The organism is Mesorhizobium sp. WSM4840 (assembly GCF_055811755.1).
Map to the genome: position 1 here is coordinate 99,383 of NZ_JBVVQD010000026.1, position 4,737 is coordinate 104,119.

Sequence of the window (4,737 nt, forward strand, 5' to 3'; positions counted from 1 at the left end):
TCAAGGTCCGGCCCTGGCTGGATCGGGATGGAACATCGGATGGGCGCGCGGGCCGGCCCCCGCGCGGGTTGGTGGGGGGACCCCCCGGGGGGGGTAAAAGAGAGGGAAACACACCCCCGCCCGCGCCCCCGCCGGCCGGGCGGGGCCGGGGGGGCGCGGGCTACGACGGACTAGGACCGTCGTCGCCGTCGGGCTCGACAGTGTCGCCAAAGGCCGTGACGCCGAGGCCGAGGCCGGAGGAAAGTGCGGTGTTGCCGAAAAGATCGATGGTGAAAGGATCGTCATGCGACATGGCTGGATCTCCTGAATAAGGGCGCACGTCGCCGTTCCGCTGGAAGGCTCCAGCCGGCCGGACGTGCGCGGGATGTGGGGGATTGGGATGTTGGACGGCCGCCGGACGGCGCCCGTCGACGGATCGCTAGTCTCGCTCGATCACGAAGAGCTGCATCGAGTCCTGCAGGAACGCGATGCGCAGATGCGTGCAGCCGGGACTGGCTGCGATCAGGGCCTCAAGGCCTTCGGCGTCGAGGAAATCCACGCCGTCGTCGCCGCCGAACGTCCGGCGTTTGACCTCGAACCAGTCGTCGTTCTTGCGCGGATCGCATTCCTCGGCGTAGGCGACGAGCGGCTTCGCCCCCTTGGGGAGTTCGCCGTTGGAGCATAGGTAGACGCCGTGGTCTCCGACAAGCCAGAGACCGGGCTTCCGGTTGTCGGCGGCGGATAGTCCGAGGTGGGGATCGCGGAAGCCGCCATTGGCTTTCGCGTCGGCAATGCCGCGAGCGATGACCTCGCGGAGGGCGGCGATGGGAAACGTCAACATCATCTCACGCCTCCGTCACGCCGCGATCGCGTCGGGGAGATAGCGCAGATGCACGGGCAGCTTCGCCGCGATCTCCGCATCCGTAAGGTCGTCCAGCAGCTTCAGCGTGGTGCCATGTCGGCCGCCATAAAACATCACCGTGCGCCTGCCGCGGTCGCGTTCCGGCCACCGCTCACCGGCGTAGCCGCGATAGTCGTCGTGGGTGCTCGACCAGATGTGCTCCAGGCGCTCCTTGCGGGTCATCGCCCGAACGGGACGGGTTTCGCGTTCGACGATCGCATCGAGCATCCGCTCAGGCGAGCCCTAGTCGAGCAGGTCGCAATAGCCGTGGAAATACCGCATGCGGCCATCGATGTTCAGGGCGTAGAAGATGCTGGTGATGCGGTCGGTGAGAAACTCACGCAGCGCGAACATCTCGCCTCGCATCCAGAGCGGCGGCAGGATCTCGAACATGTAATCGTGCTCGGCCTCTGATATCTCGAACCATTCGCCGCGGTACAAAGCACTGGCATCGTCCTGGAACCGATCAGGACGCTGAGCGTGGCGGTCGAACATGCGGAACATCTGCCGGCGATCGGCGATGCCGTGATAAACCTTGCGGACGGACAAGAGGGTCATGTGCGGGCTCCTTTCAGCCTCGTCGGGCTGAAGTGCGGCTCATCCACTCGATGTCGCCATCCTCTTCCGCCCTTCCTGACCCCTCCTCCGCGGCCGCCTCTCCGTCCGGCCGGGTCAAGGGCCGCGAAGCGGGCGCAGCTTTACCCTTGACGCGGCCGGCGGGCATGCGGCAGCCAGGCTTCTTATTTCGTCTTTTCTCCCTTTACCCGTTCTTCACCTTTGCCTTGAGTTCGGCGTTCCAGTCCTCCTCGTGCGGCCGGAGACGTTCGAAGCCGCAGCTAGCCTCGCGGGCGACCGCTTCGAGGCGAACCGCGTAGGTGTCGCCCTGCGCGTTGTTGTCCGTGGCGGCGACCAGCAATAGGCGCTCCCGCGCCGCCAGCAGCCGGATCGCCGCATCGGTGGCAGGAGCCCAGCCACCCCCGGTACTGACATAGAGGCTATCGCGCCGAGTGCTCTCGAGCGCGGCGAGGCTCATGGCGTCGATCGCGGCCTCGGTGACGCAGAGGCGGAGCGCATCGCAGGGGCCAAACCGAAACAGCACCTTCGCGCCGCCGGTCGAGAAACCGCGCCATTCCGGACCGCGTTCCTCCCAGCCTGTCACGACCCCCTCCCCGTCCCTGTGAGCGGCCCACATGCTGCCGCGAGGACCTTCGCGCAGGAGGTCATGACGGATGGCGGCGCTGATCACGGCTTCCGGAAGATGGCGGTCGTCGCGCAGGTAGCGCCATGTCATCGATCCCGGCCAGGGCTTGCGGCGGGCGCTCCAGCGTTCGGCGACGCCGAGATCGGGCTTGCGATGCCGGGCCGGCCTCCTCCACACAGGCTCGCGCGGCTCGTGGCCGACCAGCCGGGCGACCAGCAACTTCGCCTCCCCGAAACCCACCCCATGCAAATGGGTCATCAGCGAGAACACATCCCCCTTCGCGTCAGAGAGCGGATCGAACCAGCCTTTTCCGTCATGGATCACGATGACGATCTGGTCGCCCCGCCGGTATTTGACCGCACGTCGGGTACTCTCCTTCAGGTCGATCGCGTAACCGGCCTGATCCAGCGCGGCCGCGCAGGCCACCCTATGTCGAAGTTCATCGAGTTCGTCCTGTTCCATGTCCCTCTTTCGTGCGCCGCAGGCGCCCGCCTTCCGTCAGGTTTTCTTTCCCGCACCTTGCGGGACGACTTCCGGATGCCGCGAAGAGCAAAGGCGGCAAGGGCGCGGCTGGCAATGTGTGTTTTTGCACCTCGCGCCGTCGCCCGCGGGCCAGCCGCGGCGCAGCTTCCCTTGCCGCCGTTAGCTCGCAAGTGGCACCTCCGGGAGGAGGAAGCCGGCTCAATGAGCCGGCCCCTGTTCAAAGGGATCGTATTCGGCGAGGGTCTCGACCTCATCGTCGTCGAGTTCGGCGCTTGGCAGGACGCCGAATTCGTCGCCGGAGCGGAAGAGCGTGACCGGGACCATGAGGGTGCGGGCGAGCTGGAAGGCGTGGCTTTGGGCGAGGGAAAGATCTTGCGACATCTGAGGGCTCCATCCTTGGAGCGGGCCAATTCCCGCTCGATGGCTCCTCAAGGGTCGGGCCCCAGGCGCGATCACCGCAGAGGCGAAGCCGGCGCGGCCGCAGCTTGCTAGCGGACCCCTTCAGGGGTTGATCGTGGAAGATCCGGAGCTGGACCAGGAAGCCATCTCAAGAGAGCGGGATTGGGCTGCGGGCCGAGACCGCGTGCCGCCCGATCGGCTCACACATTGAAGGGGTCAGGACAAGAACTGTTCCCTCGAACGCGCTAAGACGAACGGAAAGCGAACACCGCGATCGGCATTGGCTTTCCCGAACGGACTGCTTGGCAGCTGTGCTGCTCTGCGACCTCTGGGAAGGTGAAAATATCAACACTTCTCGGACCTTCCACCGGAGGTGTTGAACGGGAAGCCCTGACCCGAAGCGGCCCTTCCTGGACCGAATTTCCTTCCCGGAAGCCGACGTTCACCAGAACCACCAGTCTTGACCCCGAGGACGAAGCCGCTCGCGCGGCACTGGCGCGCGTGGTGAAGGTACAGCAATGATCTGAACGCCGTGCATTTGTGGATTTGCGGTCCTGGCTGACGATTGGGGTCTTCTCAATCATCAGACAGGAGGTTCCCATGACGGAGGAGAGGACCACCCCGCTGCGCGAGCGGATGATCGAAGACATGCGCATCCGCGGGATGGGCGACAAAGCCCAGCAGGCTCATATCCGAGCCATCAAGGATTTTGCCCGGTTTCTCAAGCGTCCACCGGATACGGCGACGCCGGACGACCTGCGCGCCTACCAGCTGCACATGACCAATGCGGGCCTTACTGCGCCCACCTTCAACGCCCGCATCGTCGCGCTGCGGTTCTTTTTCGGCACCACCTGCGGGCGCGAGGACATGAAGCGGCATATGCAGTTCCGCCGCCAGCCGCGGAAGCTGCCCGTGGTCTTGAGCGTCGAGGAGGTTTCCGACCTTCTGATGGCGGCGCCGGGGCCGAGCCTGAAGTATCAAGCGGCGCTCAGCATCTCCTATGGCGCCGGCCTGCGCGCTTCGGAAGTGTGCAATCTCAAGATCAGCGACATCGACAGCGACCGCATGCTGATCCATGTCGAACTGGGCAAAGGACAGAAAGACCGCAAGGTCATGCTGTCGCCCGGGCTGCTGGAGCTCTTGCGCGCCTATTGGCGTGAAGCGCGGCCACAGGGCTGGCTGTTTCCCGGCAAACCGAAGATCAATCCGATCTCGCCGCGGCAGCTCAACCGCGCCTTCACCTCGGCCAAAAATATGGCCGGGATCGGCAAACCCGCGACGCTGCACACCCTGCGGCACAGCTTCGCCACGCATCTCCTGGAAGCGAACACCGATGTCAGGGTCATTCAGGTCCTGCTCGGGCATGCCCGGCTCAATACCACCGCGATCTATGCCCACGTTGCCACCAAGACGATCCGCGGCACGGTCAGCCCGTTCGAGACATTGAAGAAGCTTCAGGACCAAACGCTGCGACGCGGATTGGAGTAGCCCGGGTCACGTGGCCCGGGCCACGCTGGAGATCGCTGATATCTTTCGCACCTACGGCCCCGCGTGGCGGCGGGCCAATGCCGGGCATGTCAGCCTGATCCAGCTCAAGGTCATGTCGGCGATTGAAGCCTGCCGAACCGAGGCGCTCGGCGGGCATGTGGCGGCCTGCATCAAGTGCGGGCATAACCACATCGCCTATAATTCCTGCATTATGGGCAGATCCAGTAATGGGGAGCTGGCGGCGACTTGATCGCGCTCTTGTGTCCGCCGCCGCCAACCCGGCTCA

At 65.1% G+C, this 4,737-nt stretch carries 5 protein-coding genes and 2 pseudogenes; 2 read left to right on the forward strand and 5 right to left on the reverse strand.

The genetic code is table 11. The features are described from left to right. Positions 1-160 precede the first annotated feature (160 nt). From AC0L3I_RS27820 to AC0L3I_RS27840, 5 genes and pseudogenes are all read right to left on the reverse strand, one after another. Entirely contained in the window at positions 161-292 is a 132-nt protein-coding gene (locus tag AC0L3I_RS27820) for a hypothetical protein (RefSeq protein WP_473529007.1), read from the reverse strand. A gap of 126 nt (positions 293-418) precedes the next feature. Then, positions 419-820 carry a DUF3085 domain-containing protein gene (locus AC0L3I_RS27825; protein ID WP_287100243.1) on the reverse strand — a complete coding sequence of 134 codons (402 nt, stop codon included), beginning with the start codon at positions 818-820 and terminating at the stop codon, positions 419-421. A 15-nt stretch (positions 821-835) separates the two neighbouring features. Then, positions 836-1,438 (reverse strand): annotated as a pseudogene (locus AC0L3I_RS27830) (DUF1419 domain-containing protein). Positions 1,439-1,640: 202 nt separating this feature from the next. Beyond that, positions 1,641-2,543, reverse strand: coding sequence for a DUF3991 domain-containing protein (locus tag AC0L3I_RS27835; protein WP_473529008.1), 903 nt, complete (start codon positions 2,541-2,543; stop codon positions 1,641-1,643). Between the two features lie 219 nt (positions 2,544-2,762). Further along, positions 2,763-2,945, reverse strand: coding sequence for a hypothetical protein (locus tag AC0L3I_RS27840; RefSeq protein ID WP_287342307.1), 183 nt, complete (start codon positions 2,943-2,945; stop codon positions 2,763-2,765). A gap of 618 nt (positions 2,946-3,563) precedes the next feature. Here AC0L3I_RS27840 and AC0L3I_RS27845 point away from each other — a divergent pair. Both AC0L3I_RS27845 and AC0L3I_RS27850 read left to right on the forward strand, forming a co-directional pair. Continuing rightward, entirely contained in the window at positions 3,564-4,451 is an 888-nt protein-coding gene (locus AC0L3I_RS27845; protein ID WP_473529009.1) for a tyrosine-type recombinase/integrase, read from the forward strand. A 10-nt stretch (positions 4,452-4,461) separates the two neighbouring features. After that, positions 4,462-4,659: pseudogene (locus tag AC0L3I_RS27850) on the forward strand (transposase zinc-binding domain-containing protein); the annotation flags it as partial. Positions 4,660-4,737: the final 78 nt, after the last annotated feature.

Bases quoted from the DNA above. Each gene is read 5' to 3' on its own strand.
- AC0L3I_RS27845 (WP_473529009.1), top strand. From the start codon at position 3,564: ATGACGGAGGAGAGGACCACCCCGCTGCGCGAGCGGATGATCGAAGAC.
- AC0L3I_RS27835 (WP_473529008.1), bottom strand. From the start codon at position 2,543: ATGGAACAGGACGAACTCGATGAACTTCGACATAGGGTGGCCTGCGCG.
- AC0L3I_RS27820 (WP_473529007.1), bottom strand. From the start codon at position 292: ATGTCGCATGACGATCCTTTCACCATCGATCTTTTCGGCAACACCGCA.
- AC0L3I_RS27840 (WP_287342307.1), bottom strand. From the start codon at position 2,945: ATGTCGCAAGATCTTTCCCTCGCCCAAAGCCACGCCTTCCAGCTCGCC.
- AC0L3I_RS27825 (WP_287100243.1), bottom strand. From the start codon at position 820: ATGTTGACGTTTCCCATCGCCGCCCTCCGCGAGGTCATCGCTCGCGGC.